Source organism: Streptomyces sp. NBC_01450, from assembly GCF_036227505.1.
Classification (GTDB): Bacteria; Actinomycetota; Actinomycetes; order Streptomycetales; family Streptomycetaceae; genus Streptomyces.
The window spans coordinates 4,384,545-4,410,572 of sequence record NZ_CP109480.1; the positions used below are offsets into that span (position 1 = coordinate 4,384,545).

26 protein-coding genes are annotated in these 26,028 nt (G+C 70.5%); 13 read left to right on the forward strand and 13 right to left on the reverse strand.

The window, feature by feature from the left end:
- From OG568_RS19475 to OG568_RS19490, 4 genes are all read right to left on the reverse strand, one after another.
- A complete protein-coding gene (locus OG568_RS19475) occupies window positions 1–1,719 on the reverse strand; it encodes an ABC transporter substrate-binding protein (protein ID WP_329532502.1) in 1,719 nt (572 codons plus the stop codon).
- Window positions 1,720–1,898: 179 nt separating this feature from the next.
- Window positions 1,899–1,991 (reverse strand): Ms4533A family Cys-rich leader peptide, encoded by a 93-nt coding sequence (locus tag OG568_RS19480; protein ID WP_312639156.1) that lies wholly within the window; start codon window positions 1,989–1,991, stop codon window positions 1,899–1,901.
- Between the two features lie 67 nt (window positions 1,992–2,058).
- The gene (locus OG568_RS19485) at window positions 2,059–3,240 is read right to left on the reverse strand and encodes a DUF3152 domain-containing protein (RefSeq protein ID WP_443077703.1); all 1,182 of its coding nucleotides are present in this window, start codon (window positions 3,238–3,240) and stop codon (window positions 2,059–2,061) included.
- Between the two features lie 473 nt (window positions 3,241–3,713).
- Window positions 3,714–4,703, reverse strand: a complete 990-nt coding sequence (locus tag OG568_RS19490; protein WP_329532504.1) for an alpha/beta fold hydrolase — start codon at window positions 4,701–4,703, stop codon at window positions 3,714–3,716.
- Window positions 4,704–4,876: 173 nt separating this feature from the next.
- Here OG568_RS19490 and OG568_RS19495 point away from each other — a divergent pair, with 173 nt between their 5' ends.
- The 4 genes from OG568_RS19495 (at window position 4,877) to OG568_RS19510 (ending at window position 6,814) form a co-directional block, all read left to right on the forward strand.
- Window positions 4,877–5,098 (forward strand): hypothetical protein, encoded by a 222-nt coding sequence (locus OG568_RS19495; RefSeq protein WP_266585575.1) that lies wholly within the window; start codon window positions 4,877–4,879, stop codon window positions 5,096–5,098.
- Window positions 5,099–5,296: 198 nt separating this feature from the next.
- Entirely contained in the window at window positions 5,297–5,938 is a 642-nt protein-coding gene (locus tag OG568_RS19500; protein ID WP_148010337.1) for a TetR/AcrR family transcriptional regulator, read from the forward strand.
- A 146-nt stretch (window positions 5,939–6,084) separates the two neighbouring features.
- Window positions 6,085–6,312 (forward strand): DUF3107 domain-containing protein, encoded by a 228-nt coding sequence (locus OG568_RS19505; protein ID WP_266438040.1) that lies wholly within the window; start codon window positions 6,085–6,087, stop codon window positions 6,310–6,312.
- A 232-nt stretch (window positions 6,313–6,544) separates the two neighbouring features.
- A complete protein-coding gene (locus OG568_RS19510) occupies window positions 6,545–6,814 on the forward strand; it encodes a hypothetical protein (RefSeq protein WP_329532505.1) in 270 nt (89 codons plus the stop codon).
- A 91-nt stretch (window positions 6,815–6,905) separates the two neighbouring features.
- On the opposite strand, the gene OG568_RS19515 is transcribed toward OG568_RS19510, so the two are convergent.
- Window positions 6,906–7,667, reverse strand: a complete 762-nt coding sequence (locus tag OG568_RS19515; protein WP_266585573.1) for a ferritin-like fold-containing protein — start codon at window positions 7,665–7,667, stop codon at window positions 6,906–6,908.
- A 472-nt stretch (window positions 7,668–8,139) separates the two neighbouring features.
- On the opposite strand from OG568_RS19515, the gene OG568_RS19520 reads away from it, so the two are divergent.
- Together OG568_RS19520 and OG568_RS19525 are read left to right on the forward strand one after the other, a co-directional pair.
- Window positions 8,140–10,578 (forward strand): DEAD/DEAH box helicase, encoded by a 2,439-nt coding sequence (locus tag OG568_RS19520; protein WP_329532506.1) that lies wholly within the window; start codon window positions 8,140–8,142, stop codon window positions 10,576–10,578.
- Window positions 10,579–10,717: 139 nt separating this feature from the next.
- Window positions 10,718–11,587: an alpha/beta fold hydrolase gene (locus OG568_RS19525; protein WP_329532507.1), complete on the forward strand. Its 870-nt coding sequence runs from the start codon at window positions 10,718–10,720 to the stop codon at window positions 11,585–11,587.
- 218 nt (window positions 11,588–11,805) lie between these two features.
- Here the strand turns inward: OG568_RS19525 and OG568_RS19530 are convergent, their stop codons facing one another.
- Window positions 11,806–12,702: an NYN domain-containing protein gene (locus OG568_RS19530; protein ID WP_266628344.1), complete on the reverse strand. Its 897-nt coding sequence runs from the start codon at window positions 12,700–12,702 to the stop codon at window positions 11,806–11,808.
- A gap of 224 nt (window positions 12,703–12,926) precedes the next feature.
- Between OG568_RS19530 and OG568_RS19535 the strand changes: the two genes are divergently transcribed.
- Complete coding sequence (locus OG568_RS19535; protein ID WP_095936476.1) at window positions 12,927–13,079, forward strand: hypothetical protein; 153 nt, start codon at window positions 12,927–12,929, stop codon at window positions 13,077–13,079.
- Window positions 13,080–13,200: 121 nt separating this feature from the next.
- Here OG568_RS19535 and OG568_RS19540 read toward each other — a convergent pair whose 3' ends face one another.
- From OG568_RS19540 to OG568_RS19550, 3 genes are all read right to left on the reverse strand, one after another.
- Window positions 13,201–13,806, reverse strand: a complete 606-nt coding sequence (locus OG568_RS19540; protein WP_266585567.1) for a MarC family protein — start codon at window positions 13,804–13,806, stop codon at window positions 13,201–13,203.
- 146 nt (window positions 13,807–13,952) lie between these two features.
- Window positions 13,953–14,810 carry a PHP domain-containing protein gene (locus tag OG568_RS19545; protein WP_266585565.1) on the reverse strand — a complete coding sequence of 286 codons (858 nt, stop codon included), beginning with the start codon at window positions 14,808–14,810 and terminating at the stop codon, window positions 13,953–13,955.
- Window positions 14,811–15,121: 311 nt separating this feature from the next.
- Window positions 15,122–15,763 (reverse strand): DUF6758 family protein, encoded by a 642-nt coding sequence (locus tag OG568_RS19550; RefSeq protein WP_266436238.1) that lies wholly within the window; start codon window positions 15,761–15,763, stop codon window positions 15,122–15,124.
- Window positions 15,764–15,952: 189 nt separating this feature from the next.
- Between OG568_RS19550 and OG568_RS19555 the strand changes: the two genes are divergently transcribed.
- Window positions 15,953–17,206, forward strand: coding sequence for an MFS transporter (locus OG568_RS19555; RefSeq protein ID WP_329532508.1), 1,254 nt, complete (start codon window positions 15,953–15,955; stop codon window positions 17,204–17,206).
- Window positions 17,207–17,268: 62 nt separating this feature from the next.
- Here OG568_RS19555 and OG568_RS19560 read toward each other — a convergent pair whose 3' ends face one another.
- Window positions 17,269–17,853 (reverse strand): suppressor of fused domain protein, encoded by a 585-nt coding sequence (locus OG568_RS19560; protein WP_266436242.1) that lies wholly within the window; start codon window positions 17,851–17,853, stop codon window positions 17,269–17,271.
- 579 nt (window positions 17,854–18,432) lie between these two features.
- Between OG568_RS19560 and OG568_RS19565 the strand changes: the two genes are divergently transcribed.
- Both OG568_RS19565 and OG568_RS19570 read left to right on the forward strand, forming a co-directional pair.
- Entirely contained in the window at window positions 18,433–19,545 is a 1,113-nt protein-coding gene (locus OG568_RS19565) for a magnesium and cobalt transport protein CorA (RefSeq protein WP_329532509.1), read from the forward strand.
- A gap of 43 nt (window positions 19,546–19,588) precedes the next feature.
- Window positions 19,589–20,134 carry a hypothetical protein gene (locus tag OG568_RS19570; RefSeq protein WP_329532510.1) on the forward strand — a complete coding sequence of 182 codons (546 nt, stop codon included), beginning with the start codon at window positions 19,589–19,591 and terminating at the stop codon, window positions 20,132–20,134.
- A gap of 2 nt (window positions 20,135–20,136) precedes the next feature.
- Here OG568_RS19570 and OG568_RS19575 read toward each other — a convergent pair whose 3' ends face one another.
- On the reverse strand, window positions 20,137–20,898 hold the full coding sequence (locus OG568_RS19575) for a hypothetical protein (RefSeq protein ID WP_266436248.1): 762 nt from the start codon (window positions 20,896–20,898) through the stop codon (window positions 20,137–20,139).
- Between the two features lie 310 nt (window positions 20,899–21,208).
- Here OG568_RS19575 and OG568_RS19580 point away from each other — a divergent pair, with 310 nt between their 5' ends.
- The 3 genes from OG568_RS19580 to OG568_RS19590 are packed head-to-tail and all read left to right on the forward strand — an operon-like array spanning window position 21,209 to window position 24,381.
- A complete protein-coding gene (locus OG568_RS19580) occupies window positions 21,209–22,630 on the forward strand; it encodes a magnesium transporter MgtE N-terminal domain-containing protein (protein WP_329532511.1) in 1,422 nt (473 codons plus the stop codon).
- Window positions 22,620–23,204: a DUF1003 domain-containing protein gene (locus OG568_RS19585; protein WP_266436252.1), complete on the forward strand. Its 585-nt coding sequence runs from the start codon at window positions 22,620–22,622 to the stop codon at window positions 23,202–23,204. Before OG568_RS19580 ends, OG568_RS19585 begins: the two co-directional genes overlap by 11 nt.
- A 43-nt stretch (window positions 23,205–23,247) precedes the next feature.
- The gene (locus tag OG568_RS19590) at window positions 23,248–24,381 is read left to right on the forward strand and encodes an Mrp/NBP35 family ATP-binding protein (RefSeq protein ID WP_266436254.1); all 1,134 of its coding nucleotides are present in this window, start codon (window positions 23,248–23,250) and stop codon (window positions 24,379–24,381) included.
- Window positions 24,382–24,543: 162 nt separating this feature from the next.
- On the opposite strand, the gene OG568_RS19595 is transcribed toward OG568_RS19590, so the two are convergent.
- Together OG568_RS19595 and OG568_RS19600 are read right to left on the reverse strand one after the other, a co-directional pair.
- The gene (locus OG568_RS19595; RefSeq protein WP_329532512.1) at window positions 24,544–25,200 is read right to left on the reverse strand and encodes a hypothetical protein; all 657 of its coding nucleotides are present in this window, start codon (window positions 25,198–25,200) and stop codon (window positions 24,544–24,546) included.
- Between the two features lie 179 nt (window positions 25,201–25,379).
- Complete coding sequence (locus OG568_RS19600; protein WP_329532513.1) at window positions 25,380–25,838, reverse strand: sec-independent translocase; 459 nt, start codon at window positions 25,836–25,838, stop codon at window positions 25,380–25,382.
- Window positions 25,839–26,028: the final 190 nt, after the last annotated feature.

Below are 26,028 nucleotides of genomic sequence, written 5' to 3' on the forward strand. Positions count from 1 at the left end.
CTACTTCACCGCGACCTGGGAGATGTCCAGCACGCCGGTCCAGTCGCTGATCACGATGTTCTTGACCGCGCTGCCGTACAGACGCTTGTAGACGGGGTGGAACAGCGGCACGGTCAGGGCCTGCTCGCCGATCTTCTTGTCCAGCGCGCCCCAGCGCTCGGCGGCCTCGTCAAGATTCGTCAACTTGTTGATCGCGTCGATCTCGTCGTTGACGGACTTGTCGTCGAGGAAGCCGGTGTTGAAGTTCGCGCCGTCCTTGACGATCTGACGGCCGTCGAAGATCGGGGCCAGGAAGGGGCCGCCGGAGGGCCAGTCGGCACCCCAGTGGGCGAGGAAGAAGCCCGGCTCGCTCTTGACGCCGTGGATCTTGTCCTTGTAGTCGTTGATCTCCAGGCCCTGGAGCTTGACCGTGATCCCGGCCTTCTTGAGGGCGTCCTGGAGGGCGGTCGCGATCTCCGGGCTGGTCTCGAAGTCCTTGTCGTTGGAGTGCGTGAGGGTGACGGTGATCCCGTTCGGGTGACCGGCCTCCTTCAGCAGTTCCTTGGCCTTGGCCGGGTTGCCCGACGCGCCCGCCGGGAAGTGGTTGTAGGGCGTGTAGCCGAAGGACTTCTGGTTCGGCAGGTAGGTGGTCGCGGCCTCGGCCAGCGACGAACCGCCCGCCGCGTTGATCACCGACGAACGGTCGACGGCGTACGCGATCGCCTGCCGCACCTTCGGGTCGTCGAACGGCTTCACCTTCGGGTTGAAGGCGATGTAGTTGGTGTAACCGAAGTGCCCGGTGCCGACGCGCGCCGCCAGCGCCTTGTCACCCGTCACCTTGGCGAGCTCGGCCGGGCCGAGGTTGGTGTCCGTGGTGACGGCCGCGGCGTCCGCGCCCTGCGACGCGGACAGCCGCTGGTTGATCACGGAGGAGTCCAGACCCGACCGTACGTCGATCTTGTCCGGGTAGGCCTTGCGCTCGGCGTCGGTCGCCGCGGACCAGTACGTGTTGCGCGCCAGGGTGATCCGCTCGCCGTCGTTCTCGTTCTTGACGACCTTGTACGGGCCGGAGGAGACCGGGTGCTCCTCGTACTTCGTGCCCTTGTCCTTGGCCTTCGGGACCGGCGTGAACTGGGTCTGCGTGGCGAGGTAGGGGAACTCGCCCTCGGGCTTGTTCAGGTGGAAGACGATGGTCAGGTCGTCCGGGGTCTCGATCGAGGCGAGGCCCTTCTTGTCCTTGTACGGCCCCTGGTAGTCGGCGCCACCGATGAGCCAGTCCCGCAGGTAGGGCGCGCCGCCGGAGAGCTCGGCCGCGAAGGAGCGCTCGATGCCGTACTTGATGTCGGCGGAGGTGATCGGCGTGCCGTCCTCGTACTTGAGGCCCTTCTTCAGGGTGTACGTCCACACGGTCGCGTTCTTGCTCGGGCGTCCGGTGTCGGTGGCGAGGTCGGGGACGACCTTGGCGCCGGCGGCGCCGCTCTCTCGGTTGCGCGTGGTCAGCGTACGGAAGACGAGGGAAGGGACGTTGCCGCCGCCGGAGGTGTAGAGGCGCGCCGGGTCGAAGTCCTCCTGCGGGCCCGCGTTGAGGACGGTGAGCGTGCCCCCCTTCTGCGGCTTGGAGTCGCCACCGGCGCCCTTGGCATCGTTGTCCTTCGGCCCGCAGGCGGCCGCGCCCGCTGCCACGACCAGGGTGACGGATGCCGCGGCCACGCGGCGAGCTATGACGGACGGTTGACGCATCGGAAGACGACCTCTCGAATGATGAGACAGATTGACGAGGAGTGAGACGGAAATGAACGGACGTCTACCCCGGCGTCAGGTCGTCAAAAAAGGTCGCAAGGTCGCAAAACAGGTGACCGATACGGTCATTTACCGTCACGACGGAAGCGGAAGCACGACGCACACGCCAGGGGCGGGCGTCAGCGACAGTGGATGTCTGCGACGCAGAGCGCGGTCACGCCAATCAGCGCCAGCTCGATGGCGGCGCGACGGACGGCATGACTAGACCACATGCGCAAAAATATGAACGAACTTTCGGAGCATGTCAACGTGGCCCCAGTGGCCCCCGTGACCCCTCCGTCAACTCCCCGGGTAGGGCCAGGGGTTGGCCCGACAGTGGATTCCGTCATGGTCGAGGAACTTGGTCTGCTGCTGCATGACGGGCGCGAGCTCGCCGTCCTTGTCGCAGGTGACATGGCCGTATCCGAGACGGTGGCCGACCTCATGGTTGATGAGCATCTGCCGGTAGGGGTGAATCGCGTCACCATAGGTCTTGGAGCCCTGCGCCCAGCGGTACGCGTTGATCATCACGCGCTCGGTGGAGGCCGAGTCGCACGACACGTTGTCCTCGGTCGTGTCCAGCCCGGACTTGGCGCACCACTCGGCGGTGGTGCCGGGGCTGGCCAGGGTGATCACGAAGTCGGGCTTGCCGGAGGAGATCCGCTCGAAGGTACGGGCGCCGTTGTGGGCCCAACTCCGTTTGTCGTTCAGCGTCTTCTGCACGGCCTGGGCGAAGAGGGCGGCATCGAGGCCGAGACCCCGCTCCACGTCCACCCGGTAGGTGTACTTCTGCCCCTTGCCGGGCGCCTTGGCGAACCCGGGGACGGCTTCGAACTTCCCCGAGGCCTCGAGGGTGGCACCGAGTGCGTACTTCACACCCATCTTCTGGTCGTACGTCAGCGGTGTCGCGCTCGGCGTCACGGACGGGGCCGACCCGGCGCCCCCGGGCGAGGCGGACGCGCGGGTGTCCACTCCGCCGCCGGCGGACTGCGTCTGTGCGGTGGCGTCGTGGCGGCCGGTGGCCACCTGCCCGGCCACCACGACGGCGAGCACGGTGGTGACGGCGGCCGCGGCGATTCCGGTGAACGCCCGCCCCTTGACGCTCTTGCCGCTGCCCGCCTCCTCGGCCCCCGGCTCCTGGCTCCCGGACCTGCCCCCGCTCTCGTCGAAGGCGTCGACATAAGCCTGCCGGGGCCCCGGGCCGGGCCCGAGTCCGGCATCGGCCTCCTGCCGCTGCCGGGGGATGCGCGGCCCGGGTCCCCCCTGAGGCACACCCTGCGGCCCGACCTGGGGCGCACCCTGTGGCATGACCTGAGGCCCGCCGTACGCGGCCCCCGCCGCCCGCGGGCCACCCCTGAACTCGCCCCAGCCCCCGCCGGGTTCACGCTGCTCGGGGTGTCCCGCACGCGCCTGGGGCACACCACGGGCGGGGGTGCCGTCCGGCAGCCGAGGCACATCACGAACAGGCGCGTTGCCGGACATACGGGGTATGCCGTGCGCCGGGGTCCCGTTCGGATAGCGCGGGACACCATGCGCGGGAGTCCCGTCCGGGTAGCGCGGTACACCGCGGGCCGGAGTCCCGTCCTGAAAACGAGGAACACCCTGCGCCGGAGTACCGTCCTGGAAAGGCGGCACACCCTGCGCCGGAGTCCCGTTCGTCATGCGCGGGATGCCGTGGGCCGGTGTGCCGTCCTGAGGACGGGGAGCACCGGGGATCGAAGTGCCGCCCGGCGCGGGGCGTCGAGGTCCCGGTGGTTGTGGGCCGAGAGGGCCGCGCGTGGCCCCCTGCGGCGAGGGCGCCGCCGGACCCGCACCCGGCACCGCCCCTTGCCCCGTACCTGGCACCGACCCTTGAGCCGTGCCCGGTGCGGCGCCGGGTGCCGGAATCCTCGGCATCTCCCCCGTGTCGCTCTTGCCTGCCCGCCCCCGGCGACTGTGACGTCCCACGCCCCGCCTCAGCTCCCCGCGTCGGTGCCGGCCGGGGAGGTCAACTCGCCCGTTTCCGCGAGGAGTTCGCGGAACGCCGAGGCCACCGTCTCCGGGTACTCCATCATCGCCACATGCCCCGCGTCCGGCAGGGACAGCAGCCGGGAGTCACGGAAGGCGCGCGTCGCGCGCTGGGCCATACGGTACGCGACGAGCTGGTCCCGGCCGCCGTAGACGAGCAACGTCGGCGCGAGCACCCGCTCCGCCTGGCGCCACAGCCCGTGCTGGCCGCCCAGCGTGTACGCGTTCACGAGGCCACGCGTCGAACGTGTCATGGCGTCCCAGAAGTAGGGCAGGGCGAGCCGCCGCTCCATCTCCTCGACCGCGTGGCGGAACCCCTCGGGCGTCACCATGCCGGGATCGCCGTAACAGAGCGCCAGGACCCCGCGGACGCGCTGCTCGGCGCTCCACTCCTTGGTGAACCTGGTGAACAGCCGCGCCACACCCGGCACCGAGAGCAGCACGGTCGGCCACGCGCTGCGCTGGGCGCGGATCTCCGGGAGCGCGGGCGAGATCAGGGTGAGCGTCTCGACCAGATCGGGACGTACGGCGGCGACACGCGTCGCGACCGCTCCGCCGAGCGAGTTCCCGAAGAGGTGCACGGGGCCGCGCTCGGCCGCGTCGAGATAACGGATGACCGCGCGGGCGTGCCCGGTGACCGAGTAGTTGCCGTCGTCCGGCGGCGGCGAGTCCCCGAAGCCGGGCAGATCGAGGGCCTCGCTGTCCACGAGCCCGTCGAGCAGCGGCATCAGCGCCGACCAGTTCTGCGAGGAACCGCCCAGCCCATGGACGTACAGCGCGGGCGGCAGTCCCTCGCGCGCGGGCGGTCGCGAACGCACGGTCAGGGTGATCCCCGGCAGACCGACCGACCGCAGGCGCTCCCCCTCCGCGACCCGGACGGTCCCGACCCTCGGCGTGACGGTGGTGGCCAGCGCGGCGGGCAGCTCGGTCGAAGACATGCGGCAATGTTACGAGACGATCACGCAGTGGTTCATGTGTTCGCTGTCACAGCTCGTACGCGGATCGTCTAGCGCCTCGATCGGGTGTCTCCTAGGCTTCGATCGAGGGCACTCGTACGTACATCAAGATCCGTACATCAGGAGCGCACTCGCACCGCTCGGGAAGAGGAACCATGACAGTCGACCCGACAGACCCCGAGACCTTCAACGACCGGTTCCAGGAGATCCCTGGCCCGGAAGCCCCCGAGGCGGACCTCGCCGAGCAGCTCAGCGAACTGGATCCGGCGGACGACTTCGACCCGGAACCCCCCGGTGACCCCCTCAACGCCAATGAGGCCGACCTCGCCGAGCAGGCCAGGGTCGTCCGGCTCAACGAGGACGACTACAGGGGATGACCACATGTGACCGGACCCCGCTGACCAGCGGTATCCGGCGTAGTGTTGCGCCCTTCTCACCCCGTTCGTCACCCTCTGTGTCGTTATCGAACGCGTCCGGTCCGTGAAATTCTGCGCTCGCACCGCGCACAGCGGGGTTACCGAAAAGTACGATGGCGGCGCGGCGCACACCGCATGTGGACAATTTTGGGAGGCGGCGTGACAGCCATCGAGCAGACAGAGGCGGCACGCCCGCGGGGCACTCGCCTGCCGCGCCGTGCCCGACGCAACCAGCTCCTCGGCGCCGCCCAGGAAGTGTTCGTTGCACAGGGGTATCACTCGGCCGCCATGGACGACATCGCCGAGCGCGCGGGCGTCAGCAAGCCGGTTCTCTACCAGCACTTCCCGGGCAAGCTCGACCTGTACCTCGCACTGCTCGACCAGCACTGCGAGTCCCTGCTGCAGGCGGTACGGACGGCGCTCGCGTCCACCACGGACAACTCGCTGCGCGTCCGCGCCACGATGGACGCCTACTTCGCGTACGTCGAGGACGACGGCGGCGCCTTCCGGCTCGTCTTCGAGTCCGACCTGACGAACGAGCCCGCGGTCCGCGAGCGCGTCGACAAGGTCACGCACGAGTGCGCGGAGGCGATCTGCGACGTCATCGCGGAGGACACCGGTCTCTCGCGCGCCGAGTCGATGCTCCTCGCCTCGGGCCTGGGCGGCCTCGCCCAGGTGGTGGCCCGTTCCTGGCTGCACAGCGACCGCAGCGTCCCCCGCGACCAGGCGGTGCAACTGCTGACGTCACTGGCCTGGCGGGGCATCGCGGGTTTCCCGCTGCACGGCACCGATCACCACTGACGCAGGCCGGACCGCCGCTTTGTTCCCGTCCGCTGTTCGCTCTTGGCGTTCTCGGCCGGAACGTGCACGTCCCCTCACCGGGCTAATGTGTGCAGCGTACGGCGCGGACAGACGCGCACATGACTGACCGTCGGAGGGACAAAGCCGTGGAGGTCAAGATCGGCGTGCAGCACGCGCCCCGCGAGATCGTTCTGGAGAGCGGTGAGACCCCGGAAGAGGTCGAGCGCGCGGTGTCCGAGGCTCTGGCCGGCAAGTCGCCGCTGCTGAGCCTCGTGGACGACCACGGCCGCAAGGTCCTGGTTCCGGCCGACCGCCTCGCGTACGTGGAGCTCGGCGAGCCCACGCAGCGCAAGGTGGGGTTCAGCGCGCTGTAGTTCAGGCGAGCGGAAGCAGAAGGGGCCCGGTGACACTGTCACCGGGCCCCTTCGCACGTACGGAACCGCGCCTTCCGCGCAGCCCTCCGCGCACGTCGTGTCGGGCCCGTACACGTGGTCTCACCACCACGGATGGAGCACAGAACATCCACAGGGGAGGATTGCGTTCCGCGCCTCAGGGGTAAACCCGCTACGACCGATTTGCACCGGCCGTGCGGGAGGGACCCTCACCATGTTCTTGGAAGCGCTCGGCGCCGCGATGCTCGGTCTCGCGCTGGCCTGGGGGGCGGCGTACCGACTGCCGCACCGACTGCCGAGCCGCGGCCTGGTCCTGTCGACCGGTGCCGCCGGAGCCCTGTTCGGGGCCTTCCTGACGCACACGGCGCTGGGCTCCGGCCACTTCCTGGTCATCCTCGCCGGCGCCGCGATCGTCTCCGCCGCGCTGCTGTCGCTCCTGCTGCGCCCCGCGGAAAGATTTCGCCGCCGCTCCGCGACGGCGTGACCGAAGCGGGCGACGGCGAAACCCCTGAGACCGACGGGCCTCGAGACGATCGAGGAGACCGGGGAAACCAGGGAGACGGGGGAGACGGGGTCTAGGCCGCCAGGCCCAGTGCCGCCATCCGCTTCGTGTGGGCCTCGGTGATCCGCGAGAACATCCGGCCGACCTCCGCGAGGTCGAACCCGTCCGCCACACCGCCCACGAGCATCGTCGAGAGCGCGTCGCGGTCCGCGACGACCCGCTGCGACTGCGACAGCGCCTCGCCCATCAGCCGACGCGCCCACAGCGCGAGCCGACCGCCCACGCGCGGGTCCGCGTCGATGGCGGCGCGCACCTTCTCGACGGCGAAGCTCGCGTGCCCGGTGTCGTCGAGAACGCTGAGTACGAGCCCGCGCGTGTCGGCGTCGAGGCGCGCGGCGACCTCCCGGTAGAAGTCACTGGCGATCGAGTCGCCGACGAACGCCTTGACGAGGCCTTCCAGCCAGTCCGAGGGAGCCGTCTGCCGGTGGAAACCGTCGAGCGCGGCGACGAACGGCTCCATCGCCTGCGTCGGCTCCGCGCCGACCGCGGCGAGCCGGTCCCGCAACCGCTCGAAGTGGTGGAACTCGGCCGACGCCATCTTCGCCAGCTCCGCCTTGTCACTGAGCGTCGGCGCCAGCTTGGCGTCCTCCGCGAGCCGCTCGAACGCCGCCAACTCGCCGTACGCGAGCGCTCCGAGCAGGTCCACGACCGCGGCGCGGTACTGGGGGTCGGCGGCGGCCGTGTCCCAGTTCTGCGCGGCGACTCCGGTGGCCGCGGGGGTGGTCTTGTCGGTGGCCTCGGCGGACGGGTCAGCGGCGTTGTCAGGCGTCGTCATGAAGCGCACAATAGCCCGCTCGACGCAACAGGGAAGTCCCTGATCAATCAGTGTGACGACGACTACGTGACCAAACCGGCCATCGCATATGCGCGATTCCGGGGTATGGTGGTAATGCGCCCGGCGAGTATTCGACGGGCCGCACGAATGAGGATGCCCGGTCGGTGGCCCGATCGGCTCCGACCCGACAGCCCTCCTCGTCCGTACGGCACATTGCGTACGACATCCGGAGGGAACCCTCAGCGGCACGAGAGCTCGAGCGTCGGCAGTGGTCCCATGCCACTCGGCCCGCCCGTCAAGTGCGGTCGACGTCCCCGGCACGGTCCCCGACACGACCCCCGCGCTCGCCTCGCACCGCGTACACAGAAGAGGCAGCACCCTGACTACGACTTTCCGAGAGCTCGGAATCCTTCCCGAGACGGCCGAAGCCCTTGAAGCCGTCGGCATCATCACCCCCTTCCCCATCCAGGAGATGACGCTCCCCGTAGCCCTCTCGGGCTCCGACGTCATCGGCCAGGCCAAGACCGGCACCGGCAAGACGCTGGGCTTCGGCCTCCCGCTCCTCGAGCGTGTCACCGTCCCCGCGGACGTCGAGGCGGGCCGGGCCCAGCCCGAGCAGCTCACCGACGCCCCGCAGGCCCTCGTCGTCGTCCCGACGCGCGAGCTGTGCACCCAGGTGACCAACGACCTGCTGACCGCCGGCAAGGTCCGCAACGTACGCGTTCTCGCCATCTACGGCGGCCGGGCGTACGAGCCGCAGGTCGAGGCCCTCAAGAAGGGCGTCGACGTCATCGTCGGCACCCCGGGCCGACTGCTGGACCTCGCGGGCCAGAAGAAGCTCAACCTCAAGCACATCAAGGCGCTCGTCCTCGACGAGGCCGACGAGATGCTCGACCTGGGCTTCCTGCCCGACGTCGAGAAGATCATGAACATGCTGCCGGCCCGCCGTCAGACCATGCTGTTCTCGGCGACCATGCCGGGTGCGGTCATCGGTCTCGCGCGCCGCTACATGTCGCAGCCCACGCACATCCGCGCCACGGCGCCGGACGACGAGGGCGCGACGGTCCGCAACACCGCGCAGTTCATCTACCGCGCGCACAACATGGACAAGCCCGAGCTGGTCGCACGCATACTGCAGGCCGACGGTCGCGGGCTCGCGATGGTGTTCTGCCGCACCAAGCGGACGGCGGCGGACCTCGCCGACCAGCTGCAGCAGCGCGGCTTCGCCTCCGGCGCGGTCCACGGCGACCTCGGCCAGGGCGCCCGCGAGCAGGCACTGCGCGCGTTCCGTAACGGCAAGGTCGACGTCCTCGTCTGCACCGACGTCGCCGCGCGCGGCATCGACGTCGAGGGTGTCACCCACGTCATCAACTACCAGTCCCCCGAGGACGAGAAGACGTACCTGCACCGCATCGGCCGTACGGGCCGCGCGGGCGCCAAGGGCATCGCGATCACGCTCGTCGACTGGGACGACATCCCGCGCTGGCAGCTCATCAACAAGGCGCTGGACCTCGGCTTCAACAACCCGCCGGAGACGTACTCCACGTCCCCGCACCTCTTCGAGGAACTGAACATCCCGGCCGGCACCAAGGGTGTCCTGCCGCGTTCCGAGCGCACCCGCGCCGGACTCGCGGCCGAGGAGGTCGAGGACCTCGGCGAGACCGGCGGGCGTGGCGGTCCGCGCGGCCGCGGTGGCCGTTCGTCGGCGCCGGCGCCCGTGGAGCAGGAGCGTGAGCGCCCGGCGCGCACCCCGCGCCGCCGTCGCCGTACGCGCAACGGAGCCGCCCTGGAGGAGACGTCCACGACGCCGACTCCGGAGGTGACCACCGAGCCCGCCGCCGCGGAGGCCACCGAGCCCCGCACCCCGCGCCGCCGACGCCGTACGCGCAACGGAGCGGCGGAGACGGTGGCGGCTGCCGCCACGGTCACCGAGCCGTCGGCGACCGTGAGCGAGGCCCCGCAGACCGCGGAGACCGTGGTCGACACGGCCGAGGGCGCGGTCGAGGCCGCGCCGGAGGCGGTCGCGAAGCCGCGTCGCCGCCGGGCCCGTAAGACGGCGGAGGCCGCCCCTGCCGAGGCCGAGACCGTGGCCGTCGTCGCGGAATCCGCGCCCGTCGTGGAAGCCGTCGCCGAGGACGTCACGGAGGCTCCGGCCAAGCCGCGCCGCCGTACCCGCAAGGCCGCGGAGGCCGCCGAGGCCGTGCTCGACACGGCCGAGGGCACGGTCGAGGCCGCGCCGGAGGCCCCCGTCACCAAGCCGCGGCGTACGCGGGCCAAGGCCACGGCCGAGGCACCCGCCGAAGCGGCCGTGGACAGCGCGGAAACGGTGGCGGCCAAGCCCGTCCGCCGCCGCACGCGCAAGGCCGTCGCCGAGACCGCCGAGGCGGCGATTCCCGCCCAGTCGGCCGCCGTTGACGAGCCCGAGGCCAAGCCGCGCCGCCGTACCCGCAAGGCCGCGGAGCCCGCGGAGGTCGCGGTCGCCACGGCTGAGGGTGTTGCCGAGGCGCCGGTCACCAAGCCGCGCCGTACGCGTAAGGCGGCGGTGGCCGCGGTGGACACGGTCGAGGCGACCGTCGAGGCCGCGCCGGAGGCCCCCGTCACCAAGCCGCGGCGTACGCGGGCCAAGGCCACGGCCGAGGCACCCGCCGAAGCGGCCGTGGACAGCGCGGAAACGGTGGCGGCCAAGCCCGTCCGCCGCCGCACGCGCAAGGCCGTCGCCGAGACCGCCGAGGCGGCGATTCCCGCCCAGTCGGCCGCCGTTGACGAGCCCGAGGCCAAGCCGCGTCGGCGCACCCGCAAGGCCGCGGTCGCCGCGGAACCCGCGGTCGCCACGGAAGCGTCGCCGGAGGTGGCGACACCGCGTCGCCGCACGCGCAAGGCGGCGGCTGCCGCGGAGCCCGCGGAGAGCTGATCCCAAGCCCGATGGCCCGGTCCCACGTGCAGTGGGGCCGGGCCATCGGCGTTCTCCAGACCGGGTGGGTGAGGGCTGGGCGCGCAGTTCCCCGCGTCCCTGGGGCACGGGGCGAAGCCCCGCCCGATAGCCTCGGGGTATGAGCAGGCCCCCCTCCTTCGCCCCGCCCGCCGGTGTCCGCGCCTACCGTCTCCGCACCGCCCGCGGCGAGTTCGCCGCGCTCGACGCCGCGCCGCAGGCGCAGCCGAAGGGAACCGTGCTGCTGCTGCCGGGGTTCACCGGCAGCAAGGAAGACTTCATCGCGCTGCACGAGCCGCTCGCGGCGCGCGGGTACCGTACCGTCGCCGTGGACGGCCGCGGACAGTACGAGAGCGATGGACCCGAGCACGACGAAACGGCTTACGCGCAGGCCGAGTTGGCGAAGGACGTGCTCGCGCAGGCGGCGGCCGTCGGCACCCCCGTGCACCTCGTCGGCCACTCCCTCGGCGGACTGGTCGCCCGTGCCGCCGTCCTGCTCGACCCGGCTCCCTTCGCCTCACTCACCCTCATGGCCTCGGGCCCCGCCCAGATCTCCACCTCCCAGCAACAACGCGTCAAACTGCTCCGGGACGCCCTTGCCGTGATGGGCATGGCCGAGGTGTGGGACGCCATCCAGGCGATGGAACCGCCGGAGGAGACCGACACCGGCAGTCTCGACGGGGGGCTGGACGACCGTGAGGACCTGCGGCGCCGCTGGCTGGCCACGCGACCGGCCCAGCTGATCGCGACGGGCCGTCAGCTGTGTACGGAGCCCGACCGCGTCGCCGAGCTGGCCGCCGTACGCCTGCCCAAGCATGTGCTGTCCGGCGCGTTCGACGACACCTGGCCGGTGCCGCTCCTGGACGACATGGCCGTACGGCTCAAGGCCCGGCGCACGGTCGTACGCGGAGCCGAGCACTCCCCGAACACGGACCAGCCCGAGCAGACGGCTCTGGCCCTCGCCAAGTTCTGGGACCAGACGGAGCAGTGATCCGGGCGGAGGGGTAGTCAGGAAGTCCGGGCCGGGTAGCTAGTGCCGCGGCAGGCAACGTTTGCCCGTCAAGGAGCGGCGTCCGGTGCGCGCTCTCGGCGTGCCGGCCGGAAGTCCTCGTACTGGACGTACTTGGGCTTTCGGCCGGTGCGGCGAGAGGGCGTGCCGGGCGTCGCGACGGGGCGAACGTTGCCTGCCGCGGCACTAGTACCGCGGCACTAGTACTGCGCCTGCAGGTGCTCCCAGAAGCCGTCCCGGAGCGCGCGGCGCAGGTCCGCCTGGCCCCGCAGGGAGTACTGCAGCAGCCCCTCGGCCTCGACCAGCAGATCCTGGTCGACCGAGCCGGGCAGGTAGGGGTGGCCGGGCAGCAGCTCCACCAGCGCCTCGCGCCCCCGCGCGGCCAGCCACTTCGCGGCGATCTGGGCGCCCACGAACCGCACGTCCTCGCGGGTGGGCCGGCTCGCCGCCGTCGGGTCGTAGGTGGCGGAGGTGCGGCGGGACACGTAGGGCTTGAAGAACTCGAGGTCGAACGTGCGCTGACTGTCGACCTCCCACAGCAGCGGCTCGGCCTGGTTGCGGCCCTCGGGCGCCTCGATGCCCCAGAGGTGGACCCGCGCGCCGTACCCCTGCGCCGCTTCGACCGCCGACACCAGGTCCTCGTCGCCGCCGAGCAGCGCGGCGTCGCTGATGGCGCGGTGCCGGGCGAGGGACTCCAGGTCGGAGCGGATGAGGGAATCGACGCCCTTTTGCTGGTTGTTGGCGTTGAGGTTGCCCAACCGGACCTTCACGTCCGGGAGTTCGGCGATCGACTGCTGTTCCGCGGTGTGGATGCGGCGGCGCGCGCCGTCGTACCAGTAGACGCGCAGCAGCCTGCTGTCGGCGAAGATCGTGCGGGCCTTGTCGATGAGCGCCTCGATGAGGCCCTCGGCGTCGAGGTCGAAGGCGCGGCGGTCCTCGGTCCCGGCGACGAGCCGCCCCGCGGCCGCGTACAGATATCCGGCGTCGACGAAGATCGCGTGGGTCGAGGGCGTCTTCGCCACCTCGGCAAGCATGCGCTGGAGCAGCTCGTTCGTGCGGTCGATGCGGGCGCCGAGCGCCGCGTGGTCGTCGTTCATCGCCTCCATTGTCCCGGCGGTCACGCTGCGAATACAACCGGCCCCGTTCAGTCTCCTTCAGACTTCTTACCCGACAGTAATTAGGTTCTCGAAAAATTTCCTTAGCGTAGGGAATGTTTGTAACACGCACCCCGTTGAATACGAACGGAAGCAGGGGTACCGACGCCTCGCACACCACACAAGTAGTTCTCCTCAGGAGGATGACCAGACGAAGGGAGAAGCCCATGCGCTTCGAAATCATGCGACTCGACGATGTCGACGGCACGCCCGTGGACAGCACTGTCGTAGACGCCGCCTCCGTCAACCGGATCGTTCAGCAGGCCGCCGCCATCGGGCAGCGACTGTGGATCCGCCCGGCCGAATCGTCCGCTTCATAACAGTTCGGAGCAGTCCAGGCCGGTATTGGAGCAGTTCACCACTGGGCGGACGCCTTCAGATTTCAAAGCCCCGTACGGCACGATGCCGTACGGGGCTTTGCGCGTTCTCACAGGCTCACGGTCAGCCCGCCCGGATCACCTGGGTGACCCCGTTGATGATCTGCTGCACGGCGATCGCGGACAGCATCATGCCCGCGAGCCGGGTCACCAGCACGACACCGCCGTCCTTGATGACACGGATGATCAGCAGCGAGTAGCGCATGACCAGCCACAGGACGACATGGATGGCGAGGATCGCGGTCCACACGGACACCTGGGTGGCGAAGGTGTCGGCCTTCTGGACCGCGAGGATCACCGACACGATCGCCCCGGGGCCCGCGAGCAGCGGCATGCCGAGCGGTACGAGGGCGACGTTGACGTCCTTGGTCTGCTGGGGCTCGTCGGTCTTGCCGGTCAGCAGGTCGAGGGCGATCAACAGGAGCAGCAGCCCGCCCGCGATCATCAGCGCGGGCACGGACACATGCAGGTAGTCGAGGATCTGGTGGCCGAGCAGACCGAAGACGACGATCACCCCGCCGGCCACGCAGACGGCCTGGAAGGCCATCCGTTTCTGCACCTTGGCGGGGCGTCCCGCCGTGAGCGCGAGGAAGATCGGGGTGATCCCGGGGGGATCCATGATGACGAACAGGGTGAGGAAGAGGGAGCCGAAGACGGCGACGTCGAACATGAGTGAGTGAGGCCTTGCGAAGGTATGGAAGGCGGCACGGCGAGGTCGGCCGTTGCCGCCGGGGAAGGGTGTTCCGCCGGGCGGAACAGAGGCACACGACGGACGGCGTCGGGTGCCGGGAGGAAACCGGGGTGTGCGGGCGAGCCTCAGGCTCCGCCGGTACCCGGCACGGGGAACGCCCCGGTCGCCCGCCGGGTGATCTCGCCGTACACCTCGGGGTCGGTGGTGAACTCCCCGAGCACGCACGTCTTGCGGCTGCCGTGGTAGTCGCTGGACCCGGTGGCGAGCAGCCCCAGGTCGGCGGCGAGGCCGCGCAGCCGGGCGCGGGTGGCCGGCTCGTGGTCCATGTGGTCCACCTCGATGCCGTCGAGCCCGGCGGCGGCGAGGTCCGCGATCGCGGACTCCGGCACGGTCCGGCCGCGCTTGGCGGCGGCCGGGTGCGCGAAGACGGTCACGCCGCCCGCGGCCTTGACGAGGCGGATCGCCTCGAAGGGGTCGGTCTCGTGCTTGGGGACGTAGGCCCGCCCGCCGTCGGCCAGCCAGTCCTGGGTGAAGGCGTCGGAGACGCTGTCCACGACCCCCAGCTCGACCAGCGCGGAGGCGACGTGCGGCCGCCCGACGGAACCCTCGCCCGCGATGCGCGCGACCCGCTCCCAGGTGACCGGTACGCCGAGCTCCTGGAGCTTGGCGACCATGGCCCGGGCGCGCGGCACGCGGTCGTCGCGCACCAGCTCGCGCTCGGCGAGCAGCCCGGGCTCCTCGGGGTCGAAGAGGTAGGCCAGCATGTGCATGCTGACGCCGTCGAGGCGGCAGGAGAGCTCGGCGCCCGTGACGAGGGTCAGCCCCTCGGGCAGCGCGGCCAGTGCCTCGGCGTACCCGCGGCTGGTGTCGTGGTCGGTCAGCGCGACGACGTCGAGACCGGCGATGCCGGCGTTGCGCACCAGTTCGGCGGGGGTGTCCGTACCGTCGGACGCGGTGGAGTGGGTGTGCAGGTCGATACGCACGACGCGGACTCCAGGCGGTGACGGGGTGGACGGGACCGCTCAAGGATAACGGGATTCCAGAGCACCGCCGTCACACCCGCACCCAGCGAGCACCCCCTACGCGCACGCTGTGAGCACGCCGTGATGCCGGCACTCCGTCAGGGACGCGGGGAACCGCGCGAGCACCCCGGCAGGGGCGCGGGGAACCGCGCGAGCACCCCGGCAGGGGCGCGGGGAACTGCGCGCTCAGCCCAGAACGACCCGCACGCCACCACCCACCCGAGGCACCCACCCAAGGCACCCACCCTAGGCACCCGCACCACGGCGGAGCGCTACGGCTCCAGAATGCGCGGCGACAACGCCCCGCACGGCAGCAGATCCATCTCCGCCCCCGCATCCCGCAGATCCGTCAGCACCAGCTCGTCGTACATCAGCAGCCCCGACTGCTCGGGCCACACCACCGCCCACACCCACAGCCCCAGCGCCTCGCCCGCGAAGACGGCACGGTCGTCGGGGCTGCCGGCCACATGCCAGAGCGGGGTCGGGCGGCCGGCGGCGAGGACCTTCGCCTGCGGCGGTTTCTCGACGCTCATGTACGGCCCCGGGTCGGGTCCTTCGATGCCCGCGTAGCGCGCGCCGAGGCCGACGCCGAGCTCCTCGGCGACGATGATCAGCTCCCCGATGCCGCCGAGCGGTCCGGGGCCCGAGCAGGCCACGGCCGTCGCACGCCCCCCGCTGCGATCGTCACCGGCGAACGCCGCGCCGGTGAACAGCCAGCCGACCGGCAGCGGCCACGGCATCCACACCGGCACCTGGGCACGGTGCACCACCACACCGAGGGCCTCGACGCTGGGCGGGATCACGGGCTGCAGCGGATGCACGGTTCCGTGCACATCGCACTGCCAGGAGTCGGCAAAAAGGCCGGGAGCCCTGACCCGGCCACCACACTTCGGGCAACTGGGTTCGCCCCTCATAGAGCCCCACGGTCCTCCCCGTCTTTCGCCGCGTCAAGGACGATCACCCGTCCGGAGTGTGCCGGTCACCCGATGGAACTAGATGCAGCTTGCATTAATTAGCACTTCTAACTTATTATGTGTATACGCCAACGATCTGGCCACCGATCCACGGCCACCGATCTCTCCACACGCAGTCGAGGAGCGAGCATGATCAACAGCACGGGAGGCCCCGCCGAAGGGGACACATTCGACGCCGGCGCGGGCAGCATCCTGCGACAGCCGAAGGCCGTCTGGGCGACCGCCGGCGCATCCGTCGTCGCCTTCATGGGCATCGGGCTCGTCGACCCGATCCTGCCGTCCATCGCCAAGGGCCTGGACGCCACCCCGAGCCAGGTCTCGCTGCTCTTCACCTCGTACTTCCTGATCACCGCGGTCGCGATGCTGGTGACCGGCTTCGTCTCCAGCCGCATCGGCGGCAAGAAGACCCTGCTGCTCGGCCTCGCGCTCGTCGTGGTCTTCGCGGGGCTCGCCGGCACGTCCGGCTCGGTCGGCGAACTCGTCGGCTTCCGGGCCGGCTGGGGCCTGGGCAACGCACTGTTCGTGTCCACCGCCCTCGCCGTCATCGTCGGCGCGGCGGCGGGCGGCAGCGCCGCGGCGATCCTGCTCTACGAGTCCGCGCTCGGCCTCGGCATGGCGTGCGGACCGCTGCTGGGCGCGCTGCTCGGCAACGCCAGCTGGCGCTACCCGTTCTTCGGCACCGCGTTCCTGATGGCGGTCGGCTTCCTGTGCATCACGGCGTTCCTGAAGGAGCAGCCGAAGCCCGCGAAGAAGACCTCACTGCTCGACCCGCTCAAGGCGCTCGGCCACCCCGGCCTCGCCTCGGCGGCCGTGTCGGCGTTCTTCTACAACTACACGTTCTTCACCGTGCTGGCCTTCACCCCGTTCGTGCTGAACATGACCCCCTACAAGTCGGGCGCCGTGTTCTTCTGCTGGGGCCTGCTGCTCGCCGTGTTCTCGGTGATCGTGGCGCCGCGGATGCAGGCACGGTTCGGCTCGCTCAAGGTGCTGGGCGGCTCCCTGGTCCTGCTCGCCGCCGACGTGCTCGTGCTCGGGTACGGCGACCACACCACGGCCGTGGTCTGCACGATCCTGTCGGGCGCCTTCATCGGCGTGAACAACACCGTCTACACCGAGCTGGCGCTCGGCGTCTCGGACGCCCCGCGCCCGGTGGCGAGCGCCGGCTACAACTTCGTCCGGTGGTTCGCCGCCGCGGCCGCGCCCTACTTCGCGCCGAAGATCGAGGAGTGGAGCGACATCCACATCCCGTTCGTGGTCGCCGCGGTCACCGCGGCGGTCGGCGCGGTCGTGGTCTTCGTACGACGCGACGCGCTCTCCCACGAGGCCGAGGAGCTCCAGCCGAAGCACGCCGCCGAGGACAGTGTGACCGTGTTTGCCAACTGACCGTTTTCGGCCAGGAAACTGACCTTCCCTCAGGTCGGCGGAAAAGGACGGGCCAGAAGTACTCAGTCCAGCGGAACGGACCTGCGCAACGGATCACGCAGGTCCGTTCCGCCGTTCAGCCAGCGTTCCTGGAGGGCCCCGGCGCCGTGCACGCGCTTCCACGCGGCCTCGTTCGGCGTCATCGGGAGCAGCGGCAAAAACCGTACGGGATCGGCCGGCGCGTCCAGCTCCAGGTCCTCCACCAGGCCGCCGGACTCCGCGACCAGGACCGAGGTGAACGGCGCGCCGGGCCACAGCGCCCCGCCCACGTCGAGCGAGGCACCGGGGGCCACGATCAGCCCCTCGACCTGCGGGGACGCGGCGAGCACGGCGAGCGGGCGGAGCACCTTGTCGGTGTCGGCGACCCCCAGGCGGACGGACAGGATCAGCTCCGCGCGCGGGCCCTTCACCGGGTCGGCGAGGACCGCCGTGGGGTCCGCCATGGGCTGGGCGGACATACCGAGCGTGGCGTAGCGGACGACGTCACCCTCTGTGAAGCGCAGCACCTCGATGCGGTCGGTGCCGAGGAAGGTGACCGCGGCCCGGGCGTCGGGTTCGCCCAGCGCGGAGCGCAGCCGGGCCTCGACCAAAGGAAGAACATCAGCCATGAGCCGAGCATAGAACTCGTCAGTAACGGGCAAAGCGGCGGCTTGACGCTTCAGTGCGCTGATAGTCTTGGCCGCCGGTCGGGGCAGCACGCTGGAGGCACCGCCCAGGCCCTTAAGGCACTGGGGGAGTCGCTCTCAAGCCCCGACACACTGAGACTGACTGCCTTCCCCACGGGGGGAGACAGCTCCCCCAAGGGGGATGGATCGTCCCTCACGGGGGACCGGCCGGAGGAGGTGGGGCTGCAATGGACCGAAGTCGACCAGGCAGTACCACCCGCTCTTCCGGTCGCTGAAGTTCTGTAGCTGGTTCCAGCCGCTTCCTGGCTCCCGTAGCTCTGTCGGCTGCTTCCTCCTGCAAACGTGTGCATACGTGTCAGCGTTGTCCCGGTGCACCACGGAAGAGCGCTTCGTTCCCACCTGATCCATCCGATCTGTCTGATCTGAATCAGTAGCGAAGCTGCCACCGCGACGGTGCGGTGCTCCCCGCTTTGTGGACGTGCCAAACATCCGCAGTCAGGACGTCCCCATTCCGGGTAGTTTCAACCGTCGTCGGTCGCCTCCGTTGCGAAGGAGCCCGTCATGTCGATGATTCGTGACCTGCGTGCCGCGGTCCGCCCCCGTCCCTCGCTGCGCAAGGACAGTGGCTCGTACGACCACACCCGCGCCCCCGGGACCAACTCCGCCGTGGTCGACTGCGCGGTCTACCGCGACGGCACCCGCGTCCGGACCCCCGAGCCGCTGACGCCCCAGGAGGCGATGCGGCTGGTGCACCGCGACGGCGGCTTCGTGTGGATCGGGCTGCACGAGCCCACCGAGGCCGAGTTCGCCGGTATCGCGGGCGAGTTCGGACTGCACCCGCTGGCCGTCGAGGACGCCGTCCAGGCCCACCAGCGGCCCAAGCTGGAGCGCTACGACGACTCCCTGTTCACCGTCTTCAAGACCATCCACTACGTCGAGCACGACGAACTCACCGCCACCAGCGAGATCGTGGAGACCGGCGAGGTCATGTGCTTCACCGGGCGGGACTTCTTCATCACCGTCCGGCACGGCGGGCAGGGCTCGCTGCGGGCGCTGCGGCACCGGCTGCAGGACGACCCCGAGCTGCTCGCCAAGGGTCCCTCCGCCGTGCTGCACGCCATCGCCGACCACGTCGTCGACGGGTACATCGCGGTCGCGGACGCCGTGCAGGACGACATCGACGAGGTGGAGACCGAGGTCTTCTCGCCGGGCCGCAAGGGCACCCCGCGCGGCACGGACGCCGGCCGCATCTACCAACTCAAGCGCGAGGTGCTGGAGTTCAAGCGGGCCGTCTCCCCGCTGCTGCGCCCCATGCAGCTGCTGAGCGAGCGCCCGATGCGGCTGATCGACCCGGACATCCAGAAGTACTTCCGTGACGTCGCCGACCACCTCGCCCGCGTCCAGGAGCAGGTCCTCGGCTTCGACGAGCTGCTCAACTCCATCCTCCAGGCCAACCTCGCGCAGGCGTCCGTCACGCAGAACGAGGACATGCGCAAGATCACTTCCTGGGCCGCGATCATCGCCGTACCGACGATGGTCTGTGGGGTGTACGGCATGAACTTCGACTACATGCCGGAGCTGCACTGGAAGTTCGGCTACCCGCTGGTGCTCGCCGCCACGGTCGGGATGTGTCTGTCGATCCACCGGATCCTGAAGCGCAACGGCTGGCTCTGAGCGCGCCGGGTGACCGCCCAGCAGCCCTGGATAGGCTGGGGTCATGACGGAACAGCTGCTCGACCGGGCCCTCGTCGAGGAGGCCACGAAGAAGTCCGGGCTGATCTGGGTACGCGGCAGCGGCGCGTCGACGCACGAAGCGCCGGGCGCCGAGGCGCCCACCCGGGCCCTGTGGCACGTGTGGCACGACGGCGCGGCCTGCCTGGTCGGTGACGGGCCGGGTGAGCAGCCGCTGCCCGGGCTCGTCGACGGGGGCGACGCGGTCGTCACCGTACGCAGCAAGGACAAGGGCGGGCGGCTGGTCGCGTGGACCGCGAAGGTGGTCGAGCTCGCGCCCGGCTCCCCCGCGTGGGAGGCGACGGTCGCCGAGCTCAAGGGCAAGCGCCTGAACGCGCCCGACGGCGAGGAGATGCCCGCCCGCTGGGCCCGCGAGTGCCGGGTGCTGCGCCTGGAGCCCCAGGCGGGCACCCACCCGCTGCCGGACGGCTCGCTGGCCGCCGCGCCGCTGCCGACGCCGGCGACCACCCGGCAGCCGATCCCGGCCGCCGTGCCCCGCCTCCTGTTCAGGAAGCGGGGACGTCGCAGGTAGGACTACGACGTCGGCAGCTGCTGACCGTAGTCCACGGTCTCGTCCTTGGCGGGTTCCGCCAGGGCGAAGTCCTTGCCCCAGTCACTGAGGCTGAGCGTGCCCGCGTCCCCCGCGCGGACCAGGAGCAGCGGGTACGGGGTTCCCTTCAGGGAGACGTCCAGGGTGCCGCCCGCGCCCTTGTCGCCGGTGATGCGGATGGTGCGGACGCCGGACTGCTCGTGGTGGCCGTCCGTGGCGAGGGAGCCGTGCAGGGTCAGCAGACCGTCGAGCAGGACGTCCTTGTCCGTGAAGCTGATGAAGCGCTTGTAGGCCGGGTCGCCGCTCGGGACCTTCACGTACTTGCCGTCGAGCTTGTCGGCGGCCGCGGTGTCCGCCGAGGAGGTGGCACCGCTCTTGCCGCCCTGGTGGTTCCAGAACTCGGCGCCGGCCTTGAGGAAGAGGTGCCGGCCGACCCGGAGCAGATGGAAGCTCGCGCCCTCCGAGGTGACCGAACCGGTGCCACCGTCGGTCTTCAGCCGCATGTCGAGCTTGTACGTACGCCCGTTCGACACCACGGTCCCGGCGAGTCTCACCGTCTCGGCGGACGTGGCGGCCTTGCGCGTCTTCGACTGGATCTCGGTGGCGGACAGCTTCCCCACGCCGTTCGTGCCCGCGTCCGGATCCTCACTACCGCACCCCGTCAGCCCCGTCCCCGTCACGACCAGTGCGCACATCGCGCCCACCAGTACGGCCCTGCGGGTACGGCCCTGGGAAATCGCAGTCACAGGTGGGGCTGCCTTTCATACGGGTGTCCATGCGGGTGTCCATACGCGTGTCCGCGCGCATGTCCGTGCGGGTGCCCATGCCGGGGTGGCCGTGCCGGGTGTCCCCAACGGCGTACGGCAGCGTACCGGTGCCGCGCGTGCCCGGCGGAGCCAGTCCGTCCGGACCGCTCACCAGGGCGTATCCGACCGGGACGGGCTAGCCTGAAGCCCACCTGAGCGGACACGTCGGGACCAAACGCGCGTACGGAGAAAGCCGGCAAGCGTCCGGAGCAACACGGAGAAAGCAACACGGAAAGAAGGAGGCGCGGGCATGGCCGCAAGCGCCCCCCGGATCTTCGTCTCGCACCTCGCCGGTGTCGCCGTCTTCGATCCCAGCGGCGACCTGGTGGGCCGCGTGCGGGACCTGGTCGCCATGCTCCGTGTCGGACGCCGCCCGCCCCGGCTGCTCGGGCTGGTCGTGGAACTCTCCACCCGGCGGCGCATCTTCCTGCCCATGACCCGTGTCATCGGCATCGAGTCCGGCCAGGTCATCACCACCGGTGTCCTGAACGTGCGCCGCTTCGAACAGCGGCCCACCGAGCGGCTCGTCTTCGGCGAACTGCTCGACCGACGGGTCCGGCTCGTCGAGACCGACGAGGAGGTGACCGTGCTCGACGTGTCCGTCCAGCAGCGGCCGGCCCGCCGGGAGTGGGAGATCGGCCGCGTCTTCGTGCGCAGGGGCCGCAGCGGGACCTTCCGGCGCACCAAGGGCGAGACGATGACCGTCGACTGGTCCGCCGTCACCGGGTTCTCGCTGGAGGAGCACGGACAGGGCGCCGAGAGCCTCCTCGCCACCTTCGAGCAGCTGCGCGCGGCCGACCTGGCCAACGTCCTGCACCACCTGTCGCCGAAACGACGCGGGGAGGTGGCCGCCGCCCTGGCCGACGACCGCCTCGCCGACGTCCTGGAGGAGCTCCCCGAGGACGACCAGATCGAGATCCTGGGCAAGCTCAAGGAGGAGCGCGCCGCCGACGTCCTGGAGGCGATGGACCCCGACGACGCGGCCGACCTGCTCGCCGAACTCCCCGAGGCCGACGTGGAACGGCTGCTGACGCTGATGCGGCCCGACGAGGCGGCCGACGTACGACGGCTGATGGCGTACGAGGAGCGGACCGCCGGCGGCCTGATGACGACCGAGCCCATCGTGCTGCGGCCCGACGCCACGGTCGCCGACGCGCTCGCCCGGGTCCGCAACCCCGACCTGTCCCCCGCGCTCGCCGCCCAGGTGTACGTGTGCCGCCCGCCGGACGAGACGCCGACCGGGAAGTACCTCGGCACGGTGCACTTCCAGCGGCTGCTGCGCGATCCGCCGTACACGCTGGTCAGTTCGATACTCGACGACGATCTGCAGACCCTCGCGCCGGACGCGGCGCTGCCCGTCGTCGCCGGGTTCTTCGCCACGTACGACATGGTCGCGGCGCCCGTCGTCGACGAGAGCGGCTCGCTGCTCGGCGCGGTGACCGTGGACGACGTACTGGACCACATGCTGCCGGAGGACTGGCGCGAGACCGAGTTCCATCTGCGCGAGGACGACCCCCAGGACGAACACCTGGACGAACCTCAGGACGGGCGCCTGCGCGAACTCGAGGACGACCGCGAGGACGACCGGGGAGACGACGAGGAAGACGACCAGGAAGGCGATCAGGAAGACGCCCGTGAAGGCGTGGACGAAGGGGGGCGCGATGGGACCTGACCGTGAGACCCGCGAACGGGCCGCTACCGGGGCGACCGCCGCCACCCGGCCCCGCACCCGCCTCGACCAGCCGCTGCCGCCGCGCCGCCGGCTGGTGCCCGAGTGGGACCCCGAGGCGTTCGGGCGGCTGTCGGAGCGGATCGCGCGCTTCCTCGGCACCGGACGGTTCATCGTCTGGATGACGGTCGTCATCATCCTGTGGCTGGTGTGGAACATCGCGGCGCCGCGTCATCTGCGCTTCGACCCGTATCCGTTCATCTTCCTGACCCTGTTGCTCTCGCTGCAGGCCTCCTACGCCGCCCCGCTGATCCTCCTCGCGCAGAACCGCCAGGACGACCGCGACCGGGTCAACCTCGAACAGGACCGCAAGCAGAACGAGCGGTCGATCGCGGACACCGAGTACCTCACGCGGGAGATCGCCGCCCTGCGCATGGGCCTCGGCGAGGTCGCCACCCGCGACTGGATCCGCTCCGAATTCCAGGACCTGATCAAGGAGCTGGAGGAACACCGCTCCGACGGCCGCGTCGTATTCCGGGCAGAACGGCCGCCACGACGTGACGTAGACGACCGCTGACGGGGCTTTCCGGGCCCGGGGCCGGGCACCGTACCATCGTCCTATGGCTACGGAAGACGCGGTGCGCGAAGCACTGGCGACGGTGAACGACCCCGAGATCCAGCGACCCATCACCGAGCTGGGGATGGTCAAATCGGTGGAGATCGGTGCGGATGGCGCGGTCGCGGTCACCGTGTATCTGACCGTCTCCGGCTGCCCGATGCGTGAGACCATCACGAAGAACGTGACGGAGGCGGTCTCGGCGGTCGAGGGCGTCACCCGCGTCGACGTGACCCTGGACGTGATGAGCGACGAGCAGCGCAAGGAGCTGGCGACCGCGCTGCGCGGCGGGCAGGCCGAGCGCGAGGTGCCCTTCGCCAAGCCGGGCTCGCTCACCCGCGTGTACGCGGTCGCCTCCGGCAAGGGCGGCGTCGGCAAGTCCTCGGTGACCGTGAACCTCGCGGCGGCGATGGCTGCCGACGGCCTCAAGGTCGGCGTCGTCGACGCGGACATCTACGGCCACTCGGTGCCCCGCATGCTCGGCGCCGACGGCCGTCCGACCCAGGTCGAGAACATGATCATGCCGCCGTCCGCGCACGGCGTGAAGGTCATCTCCATCGGCATGTTCACCCCGGGCAACGCACCGGTCGTCTGGCGCGGACCGATGCTCCACCGCGCCCTCCAGCAGTTCCTGGCGGACGTCTTCTGGGGCGACCTGGACGTCCTGCTCCTGGACCTCCCGCCGGGCACGGGCGACATCGCGATCTCGGTGGCCCAGCTGGTCCCGAACGCGGAGATCCTGGTCGTCACCACCCCGCAGCAGGCGGCGGCCGAGGTCGCCGAGCGGGCCGGCTCCATCGCCGTCCAGACCCACCAGAAGATCGTGGGCGTGGTCGAGAACATGTCGGGCCTGCCCTGTCCGCACTGCGGCGAGATGGTCGACGTCTTCGGCACGGGCGGCGGTCAGAGCGTCGCCGACGGCCTGACCCGCACCACCGGCGCGAGCGTTCCCGTCCTCGGCTCCATCCCGATCGACGTCCGCCTGCGCGAGGGCGGCGACGAGGGCAAGCCGGTCGTCCTGACCGACCCGGACTCCCCCGCGGGCTCCGCCCTGCGCGCCATCGCCGGCAAGCTCGGCGGCCGCCAGCGAGGCCTGTCCGGCATGTCCCTGGGCATCACCCCGAGGAACAAGTTCTAGCCCGTTCCCCGGCAGCACGTAGACAGGGGCGCCCCGCTGAGGAGCGCCCCAAAGGGGCGCGGGGAACTGCGCGACCAGCCAGAACCGGCCCGCAGCCGCCGAACGAGCCGAAGTCCCACATCGGCCCGCGTCCTCGTCCCCCTCCCGGAGGGCAGGGCACCGTCACCCGTACGCCGCGATGTCCTTGATCATGGCGAAGCCCAGCCCGTACGCGCTCATCCCCCGGCCGTACGCCCCCACGTGGACCCCAATCTGGGTGGAACCCGCGAGGACCCAGCCGAACTCCAACTCGCGGTAGTGGAACGGCGTGGGGACGCCGTCCACGGGGAGGGACAGCGAGGACCAGTCGGGCCCCGCGAGGTCGTCCGCGAGGGCCCACGCCGTCTCGGTCTGCTGGTCCAGCCAGTCGTCCCGCCGGGTGTGGTCCATCTGGCCGGGCCAGGTGAAGGACAGCAGCCCCACCCCGGCCAGCCAGGCCGCCGAGGACACCGACGTGGCCTCAAGGAGCCCCGTCCCGTCCGCGCTGCGGCGCGAGGGACTCGCGGCGACGGTCACCACGACCGCGAACCGCTCCTTGTCCTCCGTCGACTCGCCGCGCACCGAGGGCTCTTCCCCGTGCCCGATCGAACCGTGCTCGACGGCACCGTCCGCCGACGTACCGACCTGCATCAGCCAGCGCGGCCCCGTGAAGGCCTCGTCGAGGCCGTACCACGGGAAGGGCGCCAGCAGGTAGCCGTCGGCCGTGCGGCGGGCGAAGGGGACCTGCTGTCCGCCTTCCGCGGCCGGCGCCTGCGTGCCTACCCGACTTGTCGTCTCCATCTGCCCGGACGCCTCCTTGCTCTCGTCGGACCGGGCGGCCCGCCCCCCTCGGGCGTCCTCAGCAGTCCGCACAACAACTGGGCAGCATAGCCACACCGCTTCGAGCAGCAGGGAAAGCACCCCGCGCGTGAGGCGCGCACGCGCCGTTTTCAGGCCGTGTCAGACGTCCGCGGGACGGCTCAGGTGGCGTCGGCGTCGAACGGCGGGCGCTCGTCCGGGTCGCTCTGCTCGGGCTTCTTCGTCATGTCGATCGAACCGCCGGACGAAGCGGAGGACGAGGACGGGGACGGGGAAGACGAGGAGGACGAGTCCGTGTCGCGGCTGTGGACCGCGTCCGTGACCTCGGCCATCTCCTTCTTCAGATCGAAGCCGTTGCGGATCTCCTTGAGCCCCAGCTCGTCGTTGTCCAGCTGCTTGCGGATGAACGTCTTGGGGTTGAGGTCCTCGAATTCGAAGTCCTTGAACTCCGGTCCGAGTTCCTCACGGATGTCCGCCTTGGCGCTCTCCGAGAACTCACGGATCTTGCGGATGGTGCGGGTGACGTCCTGAATCATCTTCGGGAGCTTTTCCGGACCGAAGACGAGCACGGCAAGGACAACGAGCGTCACCAGCTCGAGCGGTCCTATGTCATTGAACACCTGAAGCTCCTTGCGATGTCCTCAGTCCTCGGGCCCTCGGGGTTCTTCCGTGGTCCGGGCCGGGTCCACGGTACCCGTCGATCCCGTCCGTCCGGAACTGTCCCGGGGCTTCAGGGTTCGTGTACACGACGAGTTTCCCCGGATGTTCGCCGCTCAGAACGGGCTTCGGGTCGCTCCTGTGAAGTTCATG

Coding starts and splice junctions, on each gene's coding strand:
- OG568_RS19525 (WP_329532507.1), top strand. CDS start 10,718: ATGAGCAGGCCCCCCTCCTTCGCCCCGCCCGCCGGTGTCCGCGCCTAC.
- OG568_RS19485 (WP_443077703.1), bottom strand. CDS start 3,240: ATGTCCGGCAACGCGCCTGTTCGTGATGTGCCTCGGCTGCCGGACGGC.
- OG568_RS19535 (WP_095936476.1), top strand. CDS start 12,927: ATGCGCTTCGAAATCATGCGACTCGACGATGTCGACGGCACGCCCGTG.
- OG568_RS19540 (WP_266585567.1), bottom strand. CDS start 13,806: ATGTTCGACGTCGCCGTCTTCGGCTCCCTCTTCCTCACCCTGTTCGTC.
- OG568_RS19495 (WP_266585575.1), top strand. CDS start 4,877: ATGACAGTCGACCCGACAGACCCCGAGACCTTCAACGACCGGTTCCAG.
- OG568_RS19595 (WP_329532512.1), bottom strand. CDS start 25,200: ATGGAGACGACAAGTCGGGTAGGCACGCAGGCGCCGGCCGCGGAAGGC.
- OG568_RS19570 (WP_329532510.1), top strand. CDS start 19,589: ATGACGGAACAGCTGCTCGACCGGGCCCTCGTCGAGGAGGCCACGAAG.
- OG568_RS19480 (WP_312639156.1), bottom strand. CDS start 1,991: ATGTGGTCTAGTCATGCCGTCCGTCGCGCCGCCATCGAGCTGGCGCTG.
- OG568_RS19585 (WP_266436252.1), top strand. CDS start 22,620: ATGGGACCTGACCGTGAGACCCGCGAACGGGCCGCTACCGGGGCGACC.
- OG568_RS19515 (WP_266585573.1), bottom strand. CDS start 7,667: ATGACGACGCCTGACAACGCCGCTGACCCGTCCGCCGAGGCCACCGAC.
- OG568_RS19565 (WP_329532509.1), top strand. CDS start 18,433: ATGTCGATGATTCGTGACCTGCGTGCCGCGGTCCGCCCCCGTCCCTCG.
- OG568_RS19555 (WP_329532508.1), top strand. CDS start 15,953: ATGATCAACAGCACGGGAGGCCCCGCCGAAGGGGACACATTCGACGCC.
- OG568_RS19560 (WP_266436242.1), bottom strand. CDS start 17,853: ATGGCTGATGTTCTTCCTTTGGTCGAGGCCCGGCTGCGCTCCGCGCTG.
- OG568_RS19580 (WP_329532511.1), top strand. CDS start 21,209: ATGGCCGCAAGCGCCCCCCGGATCTTCGTCTCGCACCTCGCCGGTGTC.
- OG568_RS19510 (WP_329532505.1), top strand. CDS start 6,545: ATGTTCTTGGAAGCGCTCGGCGCCGCGATGCTCGGTCTCGCGCTGGCC.
- OG568_RS19520 (WP_329532506.1), top strand. CDS start 8,140: ATGACGCTCCCCGTAGCCCTCTCGGGCTCCGACGTCATCGGCCAGGCC.
- OG568_RS19530 (WP_266628344.1), bottom strand. CDS start 12,702: ATGAACGACGACCACGCGGCGCTCGGCGCCCGCATCGACCGCACGAAC.
- OG568_RS19475 (WP_329532502.1), bottom strand. CDS start 1,719: ATGCGTCAACCGTCCGTCATAGCTCGCCGCGTGGCCGCGGCATCCGTC.
- OG568_RS19590 (WP_266436254.1), top strand. CDS start 23,248: ATGGCTACGGAAGACGCGGTGCGCGAAGCACTGGCGACGGTGAACGAC.
- OG568_RS19550 (WP_266436238.1), bottom strand. CDS start 15,763: ATGAGGGGCGAACCCAGTTGCCCGAAGTGTGGTGGCCGGGTCAGGGCT.
- OG568_RS19490 (WP_329532504.1), bottom strand. CDS start 4,703: ATGTCTTCGACCGAGCTGCCCGCCGCGCTGGCCACCACCGTCACGCCG.